General features: G+C 62.7%; 17 protein-coding genes. 4 read left to right on the top strand and 13 right to left on the bottom strand.

Going from position 1 to position 15,850, the window contains the following annotated elements; translation table 11 throughout:
* Positions 1 to 4: 4 nt before the first annotated feature.
* The 3 genes from JOD78_RS16275 to JOD78_RS16265 form a co-directional block, all read right to left on the bottom strand.
* On the bottom strand, positions 5 to 361 hold the full coding sequence (locus tag JOD78_RS16275) for a metalloregulator ArsR/SmtB family transcription factor (RefSeq protein ID WP_121038861.1): 357 nt from the start codon (positions 359 to 361) through the stop codon (positions 5 to 7).
* 173 nt (positions 362 to 534) lie between these two features.
* On the bottom strand, positions 535 to 1,635 hold the full coding sequence (pbpG, locus tag JOD78_RS16270; RefSeq protein ID WP_209568464.1) for a D-alanyl-D-alanine endopeptidase: 1,101 nt from the start codon (positions 1,633 to 1,635) through the stop codon (positions 535 to 537).
* 437 nt (positions 1,636 to 2,072) lie between these two features.
* Complete coding sequence (locus JOD78_RS16265) at positions 2,073 to 2,834, bottom strand: class I SAM-dependent methyltransferase (protein ID WP_209568465.1); 762 nt, start codon at positions 2,832 to 2,834, stop codon at positions 2,073 to 2,075.
* 130 nt (positions 2,835 to 2,964) lie between these two features.
* Between JOD78_RS16265 and JOD78_RS16260 the strand changes: the two genes are divergently transcribed.
* Positions 2,965 to 3,771, top strand: coding sequence for a helix-turn-helix transcriptional regulator (locus JOD78_RS16260; RefSeq protein WP_134134955.1), 807 nt, complete (start codon positions 2,965 to 2,967; stop codon positions 3,769 to 3,771).
* Between the two features lie 22 nt (positions 3,772 to 3,793).
* Here JOD78_RS16260 and JOD78_RS16255 read toward each other — a convergent pair whose 3' ends face one another.
* Both JOD78_RS16255 and JOD78_RS16250 read right to left on the bottom strand, forming a co-directional pair.
* The gene (locus tag JOD78_RS16255; RefSeq protein ID WP_209568466.1) at positions 3,794 to 4,693 is read right to left on the bottom strand and encodes a DMT family transporter; all 900 of its coding nucleotides are present in this window, start codon (positions 4,691 to 4,693) and stop codon (positions 3,794 to 3,796) included.
* A gap of 44 nt (positions 4,694 to 4,737) precedes the next feature.
* On the bottom strand, positions 4,738 to 5,652 hold the full coding sequence (locus JOD78_RS16250) for a histone deacetylase (RefSeq protein ID WP_227022633.1): 915 nt from the start codon (positions 5,650 to 5,652) through the stop codon (positions 4,738 to 4,740).
* A 380-nt stretch (positions 5,653 to 6,032) separates the two neighbouring features.
* Between JOD78_RS16250 and JOD78_RS16245 the strand changes: the two genes are divergently transcribed.
* Positions 6,033 to 6,596 carry a phasin family protein gene (locus tag JOD78_RS16245; protein WP_121038846.1) on the top strand — a complete coding sequence of 188 codons (564 nt, stop codon included), beginning with the start codon at positions 6,033 to 6,035 and terminating at the stop codon, positions 6,594 to 6,596.
* 81 nt (positions 6,597 to 6,677) lie between these two features.
* On the opposite strand, the gene JOD78_RS16240 is transcribed toward JOD78_RS16245, so the two are convergent.
* From JOD78_RS16240 to JOD78_RS16220, 5 genes are all read right to left on the bottom strand, one after another.
* Positions 6,678 to 7,484 (bottom strand): molybdopterin-binding protein, encoded by an 807-nt coding sequence (locus JOD78_RS16240; protein WP_121038843.1) that lies wholly within the window; start codon positions 7,482 to 7,484, stop codon positions 6,678 to 6,680.
* A gap of 112 nt (positions 7,485 to 7,596) precedes the next feature.
* Positions 7,597 to 8,442 carry an EI24 domain-containing protein gene (locus JOD78_RS16235; protein ID WP_121038840.1) on the bottom strand — a complete coding sequence of 282 codons (846 nt, stop codon included), beginning with the start codon at positions 8,440 to 8,442 and terminating at the stop codon, positions 7,597 to 7,599.
* Entirely contained in the window at positions 8,442 to 9,428 is a 987-nt protein-coding gene (locus JOD78_RS16230) for a sterol desaturase family protein (RefSeq protein WP_034340837.1), read from the bottom strand. The genes JOD78_RS16235 and JOD78_RS16230 overlap by 1 nt, the downstream gene beginning before the upstream one ends.
* A gap of 81 nt (positions 9,429 to 9,509) precedes the next feature.
* Entirely contained in the window at positions 9,510 to 10,331 is an 822-nt protein-coding gene (locus JOD78_RS16225; protein WP_134134947.1) for a polysaccharide deacetylase family protein, read from the bottom strand.
* A 28-nt stretch (positions 10,332 to 10,359) separates the two neighbouring features.
* Positions 10,360 to 11,352 (bottom strand): cytochrome D1 domain-containing protein, encoded by a 993-nt coding sequence (locus tag JOD78_RS16220; protein ID WP_134134945.1) that lies wholly within the window; start codon positions 11,350 to 11,352, stop codon positions 10,360 to 10,362.
* 324 nt (positions 11,353 to 11,676) lie between these two features.
* Between JOD78_RS16220 and JOD78_RS16215 the strand changes: the two genes are divergently transcribed.
* Together JOD78_RS16215 and JOD78_RS16210 are read left to right on the top strand one after the other, a co-directional pair.
* Positions 11,677 to 12,033, top strand: coding sequence for an FKBP-type peptidyl-prolyl cis-trans isomerase (locus tag JOD78_RS16215; protein WP_039787583.1), 357 nt, complete (start codon positions 11,677 to 11,679; stop codon positions 12,031 to 12,033).
* 18 nt (positions 12,034 to 12,051) lie between these two features.
* Entirely contained in the window at positions 12,052 to 12,309 is a 258-nt protein-coding gene (locus tag JOD78_RS16210; RefSeq protein ID WP_034340818.1) for an acyl-CoA-binding protein, read from the top strand.
* 111 nt (positions 12,310 to 12,420) lie between these two features.
* On the opposite strand, the gene JOD78_RS16205 is transcribed toward JOD78_RS16210, so the two are convergent.
* From JOD78_RS16205 to JOD78_RS16195, 3 genes are all read right to left on the bottom strand, one after another.
* Positions 12,421 to 13,401, bottom strand: a complete 981-nt coding sequence (locus tag JOD78_RS16205) for a D-glycerate dehydrogenase (RefSeq protein ID WP_209568467.1) — start codon at positions 13,399 to 13,401, stop codon at positions 12,421 to 12,423.
* A 50-nt stretch (positions 13,402 to 13,451) separates the two neighbouring features.
* Positions 13,452 to 14,816 (bottom strand): sodium:proton antiporter, encoded by a 1,365-nt coding sequence (locus JOD78_RS16200; protein ID WP_209568469.1) that lies wholly within the window; start codon positions 14,814 to 14,816, stop codon positions 13,452 to 13,454.
* Positions 14,817 to 15,007: 191 nt separating this feature from the next.
* Entirely contained in the window at positions 15,008 to 15,820 is an 813-nt protein-coding gene (locus JOD78_RS16195; protein ID WP_245202157.1) for a hypothetical protein, read from the bottom strand.
* Positions 15,821 to 15,850 lie beyond the last annotated feature (30 nt).

The following is a 15,850-nucleotide window of genomic DNA, read 5'->3' as shown; positions in this document are numbered from 1 at the left end:
TGGCTCAACACGGTTTGGCCGCCGCTCCAGCGATGCCGCTGGAGGGTTCGCAGCAGGCGGCAACGGGCGTACAGGGATTGCCGCCGCAGCAGTTGTCGGTCAGGAAGCGCAAGACTTCATTCATGCGGGAATAATCGGCCGCGTAGATGACGAAGCGCCCCTCCTGGCGGGAAGTCACCAGTCCGGCGTGCGACAGTTCCTTCATATGGAAGGAAAGCGAGGACGGTGCGATGGCCAAGGCCTCGCCGATCTTGCTGGCGGCGCTGCCCGCGGGCCCGACTTGCACCAGATGACGGAAGATCGCCAGTCGCGATTCCTGGGCCAGGGCCGCCAAGGCCGCAATGACGGGGCCGGTTTCCATACGCTTCTCCTGTTAATTCAACATTTCAATTATTGTTGAAATATTGAATTGATACAAGCGTTTCGGACACTCAGGCGTGATCACAAAGCTTGCATGGCAAACGACGGGCATTAAAAAAGCGAACCATCAGGTTCGCTTTTTATTTGCAGCCGGTGAAGCAGATGAAGAAAGAATCAACCCTCGTCCGCCCGCACCATCTTCACGCGGGTCAGGTTGGGCTGGTCTTCCACCAGCCACTTGCGCATGCGCGCGGCATCGCCCACATGCGACAGGCGGCCCTTGGAGTCGAGGAACACCATCACGATGGGACGGCCTTCGATACGGGTATACATGACCAGGCAGTGGCCGGCTTCGTTGATGAAACCGGTCTTCTGCAGGCCAATATCCCACTCCTTGTTGGAGGTCAGGCGATTGGAGCTGTTGTACTGCATGGCATGGCCGCTGGGCTCGACCATGTACTTGGGATCGGTGGAGTACTGGCGGATGATCGGATAGTTGTACGCCGCCACCACCAGCTTGGCCAGGTCACGGGCGCTGGCCACGTTCTGGCTGGACAGGCCGGTCGAATCGACATAGCGGGTATCGGTCATGCCCAGCGAACGGGCCTTGGCGTTCATGGCCGCCACGAAGGCCGGCAGGCCACCCGGGTAGTTGCGGCCCAGCGCGGAGGCAGCACGGTTTTCGGAGCTCATCAGGGCGATGTGCAGCATGTCATCGCGGCTCAGGGTCGCGCCCACGCGCAGGCGCGAGCTGCTGTGCTTTTCGCGGTCGACGTCGTCATCGGTGACGGTCAGGGTTTCTTCCATGTTCAGGCGCGCTTCGACCACCACCAGCGCGGTCATCAGCTTGGTGACCGAGGCAATGGGGAGCGCAACTGAAGAATTCTTCTCGAACAGGACTTGCGAGCTGGCCTGGTCGATCACCAGCGCCACGTTGGAACGCAGGCCGACCGGATCAGGAGTGAGATTGAGGCCGGCCAGATCACCGGCGGTCATCACCGGCGGCACCACCGGAATGGACGGCGCGGCCGAAACGCGCTGGTAGCTGATGTGACGCTTGCCCTTGACCACGCTGACCTTGCGGACCAGTTTTTCGCGGTTGTTCAGGGAGCCTTTGGCCACCGTCTTGCTGACGGCTTGGGCCGAGCGTTTGGCCACGACTTTCTTGGCCGGCGCTTTCTTGGCGGCATTGTTGACCGTCTGGGCAGCGGCAGGAGCCAAACCAGCGTGGATGAACAGTAGTGATGTGAAAATGGCCAGCGCTGATTTGATCATAGGTGGAACTCCCCCCAATTTACCCTGAAAGTACACAAGAGAAACGTTGGCAGTGTAGCAAAATGCAGATTTTTCGCAAGAGAATTAAGACGTTAGCGCATTTTTTTAAACGCGTTTCTATCTCCGCGCCCGATCCGGTGCCCCACACTTTTTCGGGATTTACTGCAAATTTGCCGGGTGGCTGCTCGATGTTTTTCGAATTTTCTCAAGCAAAACCCAGGCCAACGACACGGCATATTACCAGTCTAGCTGTCAGCTTTCGGTCACAATCACGATAACAGACGGCAATACTGACCCCAGATGTTCGCTTTACCATAATCCAAAGTGAAATGATAACGAGGCAGTGTCACATATCGTTGACGCCCCGTCTCCTGCCTTCAAGGGCGGGGGACGGGGCGTTTCCATTGGCCCGAATCGCAGGCACCGGCACTGGCCGGTCAAGGTTTGCGGGCGTCCAGCATGGCCACGTCGATGGAGAAGGAACAAGCCGCGTCGAGGTCGAAATACTCCTTCACCTCGCCGGGCGCAGCCTGCCACAGGGCACGAATGGCAGTGATGCTGTCTTGCGGAGTACGCATCCGGGCCACCCAGGAATCGAATTCCAGGCGCAGCTTCCAGGTCTTGTCGCTGGCGATGGCAAAGCCGGCGCCGCGCAGCAGCTTGCGCCAGGAGTTCAGGCTGACATTGCGTACGTGTGAAGTATCGCGCAACAATTCGATGGCCTGCACATAGGTATCCGCCAGGACATCCGCCGGCGCGGCGGTGTCGATGACGATGAAACGCCCGCCCGGCTTGAGCACGCGAAATACTTCATTCAAGGCCTGCGGCAACTGACGCCAATGGTGGGCCGAAAAGCGCGTGCAGATCAGGTCGAAGCTGGCATCAGGAAAATCCAGCCGGTCGGCACTGCCCTGGCGCACGGCCAGATTCTCAAGGCCGCGCTCGATTGCGGCGCTGGCCACCACCTTCAACATCTCTTCGGACAAGTCATAGGCAATCACCTTCTCCACCACCGGTGCCACGGCGAAACTGGCGTGGCCGCCACCGCAGCCGAGATCCAGCACGCGTGCACCGGGGATGGAGGCGGCAATCTGCGCCAGCTCCTGCAGGTCGGCTCCCTGGGCATGGACGCTGCTGGTGAGGTAGGCGGCGGCGGTACTGCCGAACTGTTCGGTGACGACTTGCTGATGGCTGCGCATGGCGGGGCTCCGGGGCGATATGAAGGAAAAGACAGCAGTGCTGTGAAGGAAACGCCAGTCTAGCGAATTCTTATCCTGTTACAAGTGAAGCATTTATACTATTACCCCGACCACCACCCTGCCCGCCTTCATGGAACCCGACCTCGCCCGCCGCGCCCTTGGCGACTTCCTCAAATCCCAGCGCGAACAGACCGCACCGGCCCAGGCCGGCCTGCCGCATCTGGCCCATGGGCGACGCCGCACGCCCGGCCTGCGGCGTGAGGAAGTGGCGCAACTGTGCGGCATCAGCGTGACCTGGTACACCTGGATCGAACAGGGGCGCACGGATTCGGTTTCGCCCCAGGCGCTGGCGCGCATCGCCGATGCGCTGCACCTGCCGCGTGCCAAACGGGCCTATCTGTTTGAATTGGCGGGAAAGAAAGATCCGGTGTTGCCGGAGCAGCAGGCCGCCACCGCGGTGGCGCCGGAAATCCTGGAAGTGGTCAGCCAGTTCCGCGCCCCGGCCTATTTGCTGGACCGCTATTGGAATGCCGTGGCCTGGAATCCGGCCGCGCGCAAGCTCTTTGCAGGGTGGCTGGATGGCAAGGAAAAACCGCCCAACCTGCTGCGCTTCATGTTCAGCAGCGCGGCCGCGCAATCATTGACGGTGGAATGGGAACAACGGGCGCGGCGGCTGGTGGCCGAATTCCGCGCCGATAGCGCCAGCCTGCTGGATGATCCGGAACTGCTGGGGCTGGTGGAGGAATTGTCGGCCGCCAGCCCGCTTTTCCAGCGGGCCTGGCACCTGCAGGATGTGATCGAACGTGAAGGCGGCGAGCGCCGCTTCCAGCATCCGCAGCTGGGGGAACTGCTGTACCGTCAGGTCAATTTCCGCGTGGCCAACCGCCCCGACCTGAAGCTGGTGACGCTGATGCCGGGCGCGATGACGCCCGGCTGAAGAAGGCAAGGCACCGGTCGGCTTACTTGCGCACCACGAAGGCCACGCCGATCACGCCTACCAGCATGCCCAGCGCACCGATGAGGCTGAACGCTTCACCAAACATCAGCCAGGCCATGACGGCCGTGGTCGGCGGCGTCAGGTACAGCAGACTGGTGACGCTGGTGGCAGCACTGCGCCGGATCAGCGCAAACAGCAGGAAGATCGCGCCAATCGACAGCGCCAGCACCGACCACAGCAGTGCGCCGATGAATTGCGGTGTCCAATGGACGTTGCTCAACTGCCAGTCCAGTCCTTCGACGGCCACGGCAAAGGGCAAGACGACGACGATGGAAGCCATGAACTGGATCGCCGTGCCGGTGCGCAAATCGAAGTGGGCGCAATAACGCTTCTGGTACAGCGTACCGGCCGTGATGCACAGCAAGGCAAAGACGCACAGCGCGATGCTGGCAGTGGACAGGCCAATCAGTGAAATCTTGTTGGCCACCACCAGCCCTACCCCGCACAGGCCCAGCGCCAGGCCAATCCACTGCCGGCCCTTCACCGATTCGCCCAGCAAGGGGGCGGCGAAGGCGGTGAGGATGGGTTGCAGCCCGACGATCAGGGCCGACAAGCCGGCCGGCATGCCGACCTTGATGGCGCACCAGACCCCGGCCAGGTAACCCGCCTGCAGCAGCACACCGGCCACCGCCACATGGCGGATGCGGCCGTGCGGCCAGGGGGCGCGGAACAACAGCACCAGCGGCAGCAGGACCACCAGCACCCCGGTGAAGCGCAGCAGCAGGAACGTCAACGGCGGCGCATACGGCAGGCCGAACTTGGCCACGATGAAGCCGGTACTCCAGATCAGCACGAACAACAAAGGCACCAGGCTCATCAGGAGCTGGCGAGGCCGGCGGGCACCGGCGGCGGATTGCATCATTTCTTTTCCATCAGCGGGCGCACGGGGGTGCTGCCCGGGTCATCTCAACGTGCGCTCCAGCGGGCAGCGTGGAGGCTGGCGAGTCTTATCGTTTGTATGTGTACGGCGACGGTCTGTTCGATATCTCGTCCGTAACCGCCCGCCATCGTAACCGCAACCGGGATTTTATGCTCGCGGGCATAGGCGAAGACCGTCTCGTCGCGGGCCGCCAGTCCGCCCAGGGTCAGCTTCATCTTGCCCAGGCGGTCGCCCTCATGCGGGTCGGCCCCGGCCAGGTAGATCAGCAACTGCGGGGCGAAGCGCTGCTGCAGGGTGTGCAGGGCGTCGCGCAGAGCTTGCAGGTAATCGGCATCCCCCACGCCATCTGGCAAGGCCACGTCGAGGTCGCTCTGCTCTTTCTCGAAAGGATAATTGTTCTCTCCGTGCAGCGACAAGGTGAACACTGAATCATCACGCGCCAGGATGGAAGCGGTGCCGTTGCCCTGATGCACATCCAGATCGACGATGGCCACCCGCGCCGCACGGCGTTCCGCCTGCATCAGCCGGGCCGCGATGGCGGCGTCATTGAAGACGCAAAAACCTGCACCATGATCGGCGTAGGCGTGATGCGTACCGCCGGCCAGGTTAATCGCGATTCCCTCGCTGAAGGCGGCGCGGCAGGCGGCAATGGTGGCACCGGAAGAGCGGCGCGAGCGTTCTACCATCTGCGGCGACCAAGGGAAGCCGATCTCGCGCTGTTCGACGGCGGACAGTTGGCCGGCACTGGCGCGGGCGATATAGTCCGGATGGTGGGCCAGCGCCAGTTCGCCGTCGCTGGCGGGCTGAGCCTCGTGAAAGTCCAGATCCGGCACGGCAGCCGCAGCCGCCTCCCGGATCATCCGGTACTTCACCATCGGGAAGCGGTGGCCCGGTGGCAGGGGTAAAACGAAGTGATCACTGTAGTACGCTTTCACATTGATTTTCCGTTACGTTGATGTGATTGCCGCATTGCAACAAAACGCTTTGCTGCGCAGCGCAAACGATTGCGCGCCCCGCAACGATAACCGCTTTTGATGCTGCGACGCAAAAGCTCATCCGGAATGGCATCTCTTTTCAGAAAATTCCTAAAACAGCGCTAAGTCCTTGATTAGACTTGGATCAATTTTGAAGCGCTTTTTATGATTCCCGTGCATTGAAACGTTTGACTTTATGCACGATTGAACTAGAATCCGCCTTGTGCATCGCATCATATTCAAAGAAGAAATTACATCGGGGATCCACCTGTCAACACTGATCGGTCCGTAAGCAATCACTGTCGCTGCCTTGTTCATCAACCCATCAACGAGAAGGATGTTTCAACATGACGACCTACACCGAGCAATTTTCCGCCGCTGCCAAAGCCAACGCTGAAGCGCAAATCGCCCTGTTCAACCAGCTGGCCAGCAAGACCTTTGAAGGCGTGGAAAAACTGGTGGACCTGAACCTGAAGGCTGCCAAGTCCTCGCTCGAAGAAACCCAGGCTGCTGCGCAAAAGCTGTTCTCGGCCAAGGACCCGCAGGAATTCTTCACCCTGACCAGCTCGCACGCCCAGCCGACGCTGGAAAAGTCGGTGGCCTACAGCCGTCACCTGAGCGGCATCTTCTCCAGCACCCAGGCTGAACTGACCAAGGCTGCCGAAGCCCAGATCGCCGAAGTCAACCGCAAGGTCGTGGCGATGATCGACGAAGTGGCCAAGAACGCCCCCGCCGGTTCCGAGCAGGCCATTTCGATGTTCAAGTCGGCCATCGGCAACATGAGCGCCGGCTACGAGCAGTTCACCAAGAACGCCAAGCAAGCCGCTGAAGTGCTGGAAGCCAACGTGACCAACGCCGTGGACCAGATCTCCCAGGCCGGCGCCAAGGTGACCCGCGCAACCAAGAAGTAATCTCCGGGTTCTCCCGCAGAAATGAATGCCCCGGTCTGGCCGGGGCATTTTTTTTGACCTGCGCCAACGCCGGCAGCGGCCTCAGTTGCTGATCTGATACTCGGCGTGCAGCGCGCGCAGACCTTCCTGCATCTTCTCGAAAGCCGGTTCCACCTGGGCCGGGTCACCCTTGACGCCCAGGTCGATGTGGCGGCGGGTCTTGTCGTCGCCCACGTGCGGCAGGCTGAACACCTTCACCAGCGGGAATTGCGCTTCGATGGCTTCCATCAGCGGGGTCAGGGTCGACTCCATCGCTTCAAACACCAGCATGGAGCGCTCGGCCCAGGCCTGGCGGTGGAACTGGTCGGCGTAATGGGTCTCCAGCACCCATTCGAACATCGGCCAGGCCATCACCGGGAAGCCCGGCGCAAAGTAATGGGCACCGGTGCCGCTGGTGTTCTTGAGCCAGAAACCGGGGATCTTGTTGTAGGGGTTGGGGATGATGGAGGCGCCCTGCGGGAATTCGCCCATCTTGAGGCGGTGCAGGTTGTCCGCTGCGTTGAAGTCGGGCGTGGTCCCGGCTTCGCGGGCCATGTCGGCGATGCGCTCCTGGATCTTATCCTTGGCTTCGGGATGCAGCACCAGCGGCACGCCCAGTGCAGCGGCCGCGCACTGGCGGGTGTGGTCGTCAGGGGTGGCGCCGATGCCGCCGGTGCAGAACACCACGTCGCCAGTGGCAAGAGTGCGCTTGAGGGTGGCGGTGATGCGCTCGGGGTCGTCGCCGAGGTACTCGGCCCAGGACAGTTGCAGTCCGCGCTGGCTGAGCAGCTCCAGGACCTTGGGGAAATGCTTGTCGATGCGGCGGCCCGAGAGGATCTCGTCGCCGATGATGATGAGTCCGAATGCCATGAGTCTGTCTGCCCGATAGGTTGATGAAACATTGCGGCGATTATGCCCGATTCGGGCCGGGACGGATTGCCCTGCCCCGGGTTCGTCTCGGGCAGGGACCATCAAACCGGCGTCAACGTGGCGTCACGTCGATGACGTTGGTGTCGGCAGGACCATCGGGTGCCTGGCCGCTGCGATAACGCAGCAGCGCTTCCAGGCAATAGAACTGGAACCACAAGCCGGTGAAGACGAACACCACGACGTACAGCCAGATCGCCACCGCCGCCAGCGCCGGCAGCAGGATCACCGACAGCACCCCGCCCAGCCACAGCAGCGTCGGTGCCGCACCGAGCGCACCGGCGATGGTGCCCACGGCCAGCAGCGGCCAGCGATGCAGGTGCAGGACGGCACGCCGTTCTTCGGTGCTGGCGTAGTCGGCCAGGGTGTCATAGGCCATCACGCGATAAGTCAGCCAGCCCCACAGCAGCGAGTGAATGACGAAGGCCAGCGGCGGGATCAGGAATACCCAGATCGTGGCCAGCCACAGCACCGTGAAGACGGCGAAGCACCACAGCGAGGTCCACAGGCTGCCGGCCACGCTGCCGCCGTGGCGCTTGTCCAGCATGGGATAGTGGCGCATGCCGATGTGACGGGCGATGGCAGGGATGGTGAACAAGCCGACGAACACCAGCGCCGTCAGGATCATCAGCGGCAGCAGCGTCCACATGGCCAGCAAGGGTACCAATACCGTTTTGAGCGCCCCCATGCCGAACCAGGCCAGCATGCCACCGATCTCGCCGAACATGCCGTGCGAGACGAAGTAGCCCTGCAGCCAGTCGATGATGGGTTGCAGCCCCAGCCACAGGCAAACCGCCCACAAGCCCAGCGACACGACGAAGGGCAGCACTGTCAGCCACAACATGCGGATATGCAATTGCGCCAGCAGGGCACGCCCGAAGGAAGCGATGAACAGGCGCATCAGCGGGGCTTCCTGCGGGTGAATTCGACCAGGCGTTTCAAACCCAGCCATTGCTGCGCCCAGAAGCCGCGTCCGTAGTCGCGTCCCTTGCCGGCCGGCGGCGGCAGCTGGTCGCGCACGCCGGTCATGGCGAAGCCCTGGCTGAAGTGGGCGGTGCGGAAGAGCACATCCCAGATCGGGAACAGCACCGCGAAGTTGTGTCCGCCCAGCGAATTGCGGCCCCGGCTTTCATGGCCCAGCCCGATGGCGTGATGGGTGCGGTGAAAGCGCGGCGACACCAGCAGGTATTCGCCCAGGCGGCCGAAGTGGATGCGCACGTTGGCATGCTGCAGGCTTTGCAGCATGCGCGAGAGCGACACCAGCAGAATGTATTGCGAGGGTTCCACGCCGATCAGGACGGCAATCAGACCGAAGATGATGTCGTGCACCAGGTTGTCCAGCATGTGGTTGCGGTCGTCGCTCCACAGGTTCATGTTCTGCTGGCTGTGGTGCAGGCTGTGCAGCGCCCACATCCAGCGCACGTTGTGCTGGGCCCAGTGGTAGATGTATTCACACAGGTCCAGCACCACCATGTAGAGCAGGAAGCTCACCAGCGCGCGGTCGGTCACGCCGGGCCAGACCTGGTCGAGGTTGAAGGTGCCCCAGCCTTCCAGGTGCAGGGCTTCGGAAAGATACGAAAGCGCCGGATCGAGCAGCAGGAAGGCGATGATGGGGATGATGCCCAGGCGCTGCAGCACGGTGTAGATGAAATCGTTCCAGCGGGCGCGCGGGTCGGTGATGGGATGCACCGGGATGGCAGACTCCAGCGGGCGCAGGATCAGGAACAGGATCACCAGCTCACAGATGCCTACCAGGACGAATTCAGTGCCGGTGAAAGCTTCTTCGACGAATTCCCCCATGCCGATGAAGAACACCAGTGGTTGCACCAGGGTTTCGAAGAGCCAGCCCTGGACGGTGGCAAAGAGGTCGGAAATGGTCTGGATCATGGATAGCGTTGATTCGGTGTGACGGTGGCGGCGGCAGCTCCCCTCCCCTGGGCCGGCGCCGGTTTGGACTGGTGTCCGGGGTCAGTGTTCCTTCCCGGCAGCGAACAGGTGGCGGTAGGACGGATGCTCGCGCAGCGTGGCAAAGCAGAACCCCTTCTGCTCCAGCCCGCTGATGAGCGGCTCCAGCACGGCTGGCGCCCACGGATCCTGGCGCGACCAGATACCCATATGGGCCAGGAAGATATCACCATCCTTGAGTCCGTCCAGGGCTTTCTTCAACAGCATCTCGTTGGGGAATTTGTCGCTGGGCAGTTCATCGCCCGAGAAACCAGCGGGGGCCCAGGCCACATGGGCATAGCCGCAGGCTTCGCCGGCCTTGAGCAGGTTGTGGGTCAGTCGGCCACCGGGCGCACGCCAGAGCGGATCAAGCTTGTGGCCGGTCAGTTGCTGGAAGCGTTGATCGACACGCTTCATTTCCTCGCAATACTGGGCCGGCGTCCATTGCAGCTTCTTGCCGGCTTGCGCCCCGAACTGCGGACGTACCTCGATCTTGCCCTCGGGCAGGTCGCGCACCACGTAGACGTGGTCGAAGGTATGGGTGCCGAAGGCGTGCCCTTCGGCCACCAGCCGCTTCCACAGCGGTGCCCAGGCAGGATCCAGGGAATAGTCGCCGTGGATGGTCTTCTCGTTGGCGAGGAAGAAAGTAGCCTTGATGTGGTGGCGCTGCAGGGTCTGCTCGATGAGTTCGGCCTGGGACTGGCTGCCGGTATCGAAGGTGAGGTAGATCCTGCCCTTGCAGGCGGGTGCTTCCGGCGCCGCCGATTGCGCAACGGCCTGGCCGGCCGCCAGGATGGCGAACAGGCACAGGCCGCGCAGGGAGGGTTTCAAAGGACGCAACGTCATCGGCAGGTCCTCCACGATGCGTCCGCCATTACAGATCCGGCGCGCGGTTGTACAGGTAGATGCCGTGCGGCGAGCGGCCTACCGGAATCACCTTGGTCACCGAGCGGGTTTCCAGGTCGATCACGGCGACCTTCTTGCTCCAGCGCAGGGTGGCCCACATGGTCTTGCCATCGGCGGTCACTTCCATGCAGTCCGGGCCGCCGGGGACCTTGATGGTGCCGACATTCTCCAAAGTGGTCATATCGACCACGCTGATGGTGTTGGCCACGCGGTTGGAGACGTAGACGTAGCGCTTGTCGCCCTGACCACGGAAGTTGTGGGCACCGATGCCGGTCTTGATCTTCTTGACCATCTTCTGGGTGCGCCAGTCGATCACTTCGACGTAGTCGCTGCCCATGATGCCGACCATCAGGTACTTGTTGTCGGGGGTCATGATGATGCCGGCCGGCAGCTTGCCTACCGGCATGGTCCACTTGACCTGCTGGGTGGCGAGGTCGATGGCGCTGATCTGGTCGCTGCCCTGCTGGGTGATGAAGGCGGTGGTGCTGGCGTTGTCGAAGGCGATGTGGCTGGGGGTCTTGGCCAGCGGGATGCGCTTGGACAGCTTCAGGTCCTGGCCGTCATAGCTGTAGACATCGACCCGGTCCAGGCGCAGGCCGGTGGCAACGAACCACTTCTGGTCGGGCGTGAAGCCGATCTGGTAGGGATCGATGATGTCGCGCAGCTTGCGCTGCACAGCACCGGTCTTGGGATCGAGGAAGAGCAACTGGTTGCCGGTGGCGCTGGCCACGATCAAGGACTTGTTGTCCGGCGTGGCCATCAGGTGGTGCGGCTCCTTGCCCACCGAGAAGGTCGACAACTCCTTCTCGCCGGTTTCGTCCAGCAGCGATACCGAAGCGTCACCGGAGTTGAGTACCACGACGACGTTGGCATGGGCCGGGGCGGCCATACAGGCCAGCACGGCCGAGACACAGGCGGCGCGCAGGGAAAGGGATAAAAGTTGGCTGAATCGACGCAACATGAAGAACTTTACTCAAAAATGCCTGATCTATCGTGCCAGAGCAGCCCCTGGAGCACGTCCTCGGCTCTTAACGCTCGCTGCAACGATCCCGCTGACAGCCCACTGAAGCAATATGAAAAATTTCTAGATTTTTGGTTTACACTGCCTGCCGATCCGGTCGCATGACGCCACCGGGGCGGCCTGAACGCCAGTCGCAACGCACCTGCGACGCCTGATGCACGGTCTGGCACACGCAATGTTTCCATGAAGCATTTTGCATGGTCAGCAGTCGTCAGGAATCTGGCCATGCGGCCGCCAACCGATCCCCTCACCGAAAGGAAACCGATGTCCATCATCACCACAGCTTCCGGGCTGCAATATGAAGAAATCAACGTTGGCGCTGGCGATGAAGCCAAGGCCGGCAGCCACGTCACCGTGCATTACACCGGCTGGCTGCAGAACACGGACGGCACCGCCGGCAGCAAGTTCGATTCCAGCAAGGACCGCAATGACCCGTTCGCCTTCCCGCTGGGCGCTGGCCACGTCATCAAGGGTTGGGATGAAGGCGTGCAAGGCATGAAGGTCGGCGGCACCCGCAAGCTGATCATCCCGGCAGGCCTGGGCTACGGTGCCCGTGGCGCGGGCGGCGTGATCCCCCCGAATGCCACCCTGATCTTCGAAGTCGAACTGCTGGCCGTCTGAGCCCGAGGGAGGAGAGACATGAGTACCCTGCAAGAACAGTTCGAAGCCGCGGTCGCAGAATCCAAGAGCCTGCCCGAGCGTCCCGACAACATGACCCTGCTGAAGATGTATGGCCTCTACAAGCAGGGCAGCAACGGCGACGTGCAGGGCGAGCGCCCCGGCATGACCGACTTCGTGGCCCGCGCCAAGTTCGACGCCTGGGCCGCCCTCAAGGGCAAGCCGCAAGCCGAAGCGCAGCAGGAATACATCGACATCTTCAATGAACTGAAGGGTTGATGCGGGCATGACGGCGGCATCCCCGGATGCCCGCCGCCTGTCGATGAAGAAACGGGCGCACCTGGTCTCAGGTGCGCCCGTTTTGTTTGATGCTTCAGCAGGCGCGGCGAATCAGCGTGCCGCCACGTCCGGATTGAGCAGGTTGGGTGGACGCTGGCCCGACAGCGCCGCGATCAGGTTGTCAGCCGCACGGTTGGCCATGGCCAGGCGCGTGGGGGTGGAGGCGCTGGCGATGTGCGGGGTCAGCACGACGTTGCTCAGGTCGAGGAATTCCGGCTTGAACGAAGGTTCATTCTCGAACACATCCACCCCGGCGGCAGCAATACGGCCTTCACGCAGGGCGGCGATCAGCGCTGCATCATCGACGATGCCGCCGCGCGCGATGTTGGTGAGCGTGGCGGTCGGCTTCATCAGCGCCAGCTCGGGGGCGGCGATGGTGTGGTGCGTGTCCTTCGAGTAAGGCAGCACCAGCACGACGTGGTCGGCCTGTTGCAGCAGCTCTTCCTTGCTGACGTAGCGGGCGTTGTTGGCGCGCGCTTCCAGCTCGGGTGCCAGGCGCGAACGGTTGTGGTACAGCACCTGCATGTCGAAGCCCAGCGAACGGCGGGCGATGGCCTGGCCGATGCGGCCCATGCCGATGATGCCCAGGGTGGCTCCATGGATGTCGGGGCCGACGAAGCTGTCATAGCTCCACTTCTTCCACTTGCCGGCGCGCAGGAAGTGCTCGGATTCTGTGATGCGGCGCGCAGCCGCCATCATCAGGGCCCAGCCGAAGTCGGCGGTGGTTTCATTGAGCACGTCGGGCGTGTTGGTGGCCATGACGCCGGCTTTTGTAGCGGCAGCAACATCGATGTTGTTGTAGCCCACGGCCATGTTGCAGACCGCCTTCAGTTGCGGATTGGCGGCGAAGAGCGCGGCCGTCACCGGCTCGCTCGGGGTGGTGAAGAGGCCATCCTTGCCATTGGCCTTGGCCAGCAGCTCATCGGCGCTGTAGATGCGGTCATCCTGGTTGGATTCGACCTCGAAATGCTGCTCCAGGCGCGCCAGGACTTCAGGGAAGACGGCGCGGGCGACGAAGATCTTGGGTTTCATGCGGGTCTCGTGGTCTCGGTTTCGTTATCGGAAGAAAGCGGGGTTAGCACTCAGAAGAACAGGAAGCTCATGACGATGAACAGCGGCACCAGGATGCCCACCGACCATGCCATGTAGCCGAAGAAGCTCGGCATGCGGATGCCGCGCTCCTCGGCGATGGCCTTGACCATCATGTTGGGCGCATTGCCTATATAGCTGTTGGCCCCCATGAAGACGGCGCCGGCGGAGATGGCCGCCAGCGTCGAGGCCAGCGGCCCCATCAGTTCCCGCGCATCGCCGGAGGCGGTGTTGAAGAACACCAGGTAGGTCGGCGCATTGTCGAGGAAGGAAGACAGCACGCCCGTCATCCAGAAATACATCACGTCGTCCGGTTTGCCGTCCGGACCGGTCACGGCGCGCACCACGGCGGCAAACGCGCCCTGCTCGCCCGCCCGCAGCATGGCGATCACCGGGGCGATGGTCAGGAAGATGGCGGCAAAAAGCTTGCCCACTTCCAGCATGGGCCCCCAGCCGAAGTCATTGCCAGCGCGGGCAGATGTGGGCGTGAGCCACAGCGACAGCAGGATCACGCCCAGCAGCGCGCCATCGCGCAGCAGGTTCTGCCACTCCAGCGGCGTGCCCAGCACCTCGGTCGCCACACCAGGTTTCCACAAGCCGCTCATCAGTACCAGACCGACCACTGCGCCCAGCAGCAGGAAATTGAACTTGCCTTCCAGCCGCAGCGCCGAGTCCGGCGTGGGATCGAGCGGGCGGCGCTCTTCGTGGTTGAGATAGAAATGGCGATCCAGCAGATAGAAGATCAGCAGCAACGCACCGCACAGGAAGGCCATCGGACCCAGCAGATGGCGCGCGGTCCAGAAGAAATCCACGCCCTTGAGGAAGCCCAGGAACAACGGCGGATCGCCCAGCGGCGTCAGTGAGCCGCCCGCATTGGCAACGAGGAAGATGAAGAACACCACGACGTGGACCGTGTGCTTGCGGTCATCGTTGGCGCGGATGAGCGGGCGGATCAACAGCATGGCCGCACCGGTCGTGCCCATGACGCTGGCCAGCAAGGTGCCCAGTGCCAGCAGTCCGGTATTGAGTGCGGGCGTGCCATGCAGGTTGCCGCGTACGCAGATCCCACCGGCCACGGTGAAGAGCGCGGTCAGCAGGATGATGAAGGGAAGATATTCCGCCACCAGCGCATGCACGCTGATGGCCAGGGCCGCATGCGCACCATGCAGGGCCGCAAACGGCAGCAGGAAGGCCAGCGCCCAGGCCCCGGCGATCTTGCCGAAATGGTGATGCCACATGGCCGGGGCCAGCAGCGGCAGTACGGCAATGGACAGCAGAACGCCCGCGAACGGCAAGGCCCAGGCCAGGGACAGCCCGGCACCGTCCAGATCGGCGGCTTGGGAAACGGCGGGCAGCATCGATGCCAGGATTGCGGAGAGACGAATTGTGAGAGCTCTGATCTGCAAATGAAGGTCCTGATGGCAAATAGAGGTGGTGGCCGTCACGCGAGAATCTGCGGCCAGAGGGAGCCACACTATACCAGCCACGCGAGCGCGTCCGAAGCGAAAGCCGGGCATGCGAAAAAATTTCAAGTATGCATGCCCCTGCGTCAACTGCGCAGCTGGCGCCACACCTCACCAAGCGTGACTGCATCGGGCCATATCAAGGACAGCAACAGTCCGCTCGCGCTCACCAGCAGCAGGACCGCGAGGAAGGGTCGCCAGGTGCGCTGCACGGCCGTCTCCAGCCAGTGGCGATCGGTACGGTAGCCGAAGCGCCGATACAGCCCGGCCGCCAGCAATGCGTCGAAGATCAGTTCGGAAAACAGCACGGGGGCCATGCCCAGCATGGTGACGACGGAATACAGCGCGGCAGCGATGAGCGAGACCACCGACACTGCGAAGATCAACAAGCCCAGTGCTTCGCCCAGGTCGATGCCGTCCGCCAGGCCCGCCGCATCGCCCCCGTCAGCAAGACTGAAATCCACATTGGCGCTGGCCCCGCCGCCGTCGAAGCTGCCACCACCGCCCTGCCACTGTTGCGCAGACTTGGACAGAGAAATATTGAGGGGTATATCGCCGACGAAACCGGCGTCGATTCCGGAGCCGTCATTGCGGCGGTTGCGCCCGTCCTGCTCCGGCTGCACGCCTGACGCGAACTGCGCGCCCGCGCTGGCCGCCACCCCGGTCCCGGCCAGCGCCCTGCGCCGGTCGCGCCGCCGCAGCAGCCACAGCCAGACCGACAGCATCAACAGGAAACCCGGATACGCCACCAGGCAGGCCAGCCCATAGCGCAGTCCCATGTTGTGCCAGCCATGCCGCAGCATCCATGCCGAGGCGAGCAATCCGAGACTGGCGGCGAGCGTGATGAGCAGCAGCATGAACAGGCGCGGGAAGCCCCGATGGCTGATCTTGCGGCTCAACCGCAGCGTCCGTACCCGACGGAACAACAT

The organism is Herbaspirillum sp. 1130 (assembly GCF_017833835.1).
Classification (GTDB): domain Bacteria; phylum Pseudomonadota; class Gammaproteobacteria; order Burkholderiales; family Burkholderiaceae_D; genus Herbaspirillum; species Herbaspirillum huttiense.
Note: the sequence above shows the minus strand (reverse complement) of the source record. Positions and strands in the feature narration are given on the sequence as shown.